This is a genomic window from Lentzea jiangxiensis, from assembly GCF_900104175.1.
In the GTDB taxonomy this organism is placed as follows: Bacteria; Actinomycetota; Actinomycetes; order Mycobacteriales; family Pseudonocardiaceae; genus Lentzea; species Lentzea jiangxiensis.
The window spans coordinates 1-1,751 of sequence record NZ_FNIX01000055.1; the positions used below are offsets into that span (position 1 = coordinate 1).

Annotated in this window: 1 protein-coding gene; it reads right to left on the bottom strand. The window is 56.8% G+C overall.

The genetic code is table 11. From position 1 onward, the window contains the following. Positions 1 to 241 precede the first annotated feature (241 nt). Complete coding sequence (locus BLQ91_RS40935) at positions 242 to 1,321, bottom strand: terpene synthase family protein (protein ID WP_143023126.1); 1,080 nt, start codon at positions 1,319 to 1,321, stop codon at positions 242 to 244. Between the last annotated feature and the right edge of the window lie 430 nt (positions 1,322 to 1,751).

Below are 1,751 nucleotides of genomic sequence, written 5' to 3' on the forward strand. Positions count from 1 at the left end.
GAACTCGGCGGGGTACGGACGGGGAACAGTGCACAGCCTCTCGAACAGGCCGCCAGTTAGCCACCAACTCTGGAACGATCCAGTAGGGCAGGTCAGTTTGACTGGCCGGCGTGGCATGATTACTTCGTATTCGATGGGGTCGACCTGCCGAGAGCAGCTTGGCGTCTGCGACGGTGGTAGGTGCCCTCGATCCAGGTGACGATCGCGATCTTCCTCGAGTCATTGGAAAATCGGAAAGGATTCAACGGCCCAATTGGTCCCACCACCAGGAAATCGACGAAAAAGGTGCGCTGAGCTGGTTGTCTGACGGGTGATCGGAATACTCGTACATGGCATCGGTAGGGTTTTCTGATATCGAAGTAATTCCCTCCTTAACGTCAAGTACGGTGGTGTATCGAGCGGCAATTCGCTGGAAATCGCTATTTCCTCTGATTTTGTTTGATAGTTGCCTGAGGTAGCGACGCAGTTCGGTTCCGGCGCTTTTGTTCAGCTCATCTCTCAGTGCCACAAAAAGTAGCATGAGCCGGTCGAGGAACCGCACGGCTTCTACGATAGCGTCTTGTGGACTGATTGCCTGTTCGATCTTCAATACGTGAACGAAATTGGACTGGGGGCATTCTTGATGCAACTCGTGTGAATAGGAGGCGAGATCGTTGTAGAAAGAATGTAGTACATGCGCAACATCGGTAATCGCGCGGACCTTTGGTAGGCGCTGGAGTTGGGGTGGTAACTCAGTATCTTCGGCAATTTGGATCATGAGAGTGCTCAGGGGCTCCGCTCGGTCTAGCGGGCCGACGATTAAGTGCTCGTCGAGGCTCCTGATGCGCTTGACCGAGCGGTCGCTGACCGAGCAGGCGCTGCCCAGAAGCCAGATGTAGTGCGCTGAGACCCACTCGAGAAAACGTGCCGGAGACGTGGTGCGCTCCAGTCGTTCCGACAAGTCGCGGAACGCTGCACCCAGCGGGGGAATCCGCACGTACTCGCGAGTCTCGGGATTGGCCATGCTATACAGCAGCTTGCAGAATAGCGGATTCCATTCATGAGGTTTGTCCATGATTGGACCGCCGTCCGTGTACTGATCGTCGGTGACGAATGCCCAACAGGTCCAGTCGGACATAATTTGCAAGCGTGCTATATCGCCTTCCGGGGCAACTCGGCATGCCCAAGCGGCTGACTGAGAAGCTTTGCCTCGCAGCTTGACTCGCTCATCGACGTCGAACGAGGCAAGCCATGGATGAATTTCCTTCTCAATCTGTTCCAGCATCGGGTGGGCGGCCGGCTCGATGGGGCACCACAATGGCGGGATCTCCAGCTCGGACATGCATCTGCTCCTAAGTCATACCGACATGTCGGTAAGGCTGCCAATACAGCAGGTCGTCGGTATCGGTCCAGGCCTGCCCCACCCTTACCTTCGTTGAAGGTTTTTGGCCATGATGCGCCCAGCACCCATCCCGGCACCACCGCTCCACCCTGTTATGACCCTGATGGAGGCGTCCGGCTTTAGGGCGACGGCGGTCTGGCTGTTGACGGGCGACAGCCAGCCTGCTCATCGGACTTGCTCGCTCTCGACCACGAAATCGTGTCGTTACCAATGCCAAGTCACTCCATCGAGCAGCGCTGACCAGGTCAACCGACCTGGTCAACGAGCTGGTTACCGCACTAAAGGTTGTCCCGTAACGTCGTCTCGGCGTGATCGATGATTTTGGTGTGGAGCAGGTGATCAGTGCGGATCGGCCGGAGTGGGTGCCGGT

Bases quoted from the DNA above. Each gene is read 5' to 3' on its own strand.
- BLQ91_RS40935 (WP_143023126.1), bottom strand. From the start codon at position 1,321: ATGTCCGAGCTGGAGATCCCGCCATTGTGGTGCCCCATCGAGCCGGCC.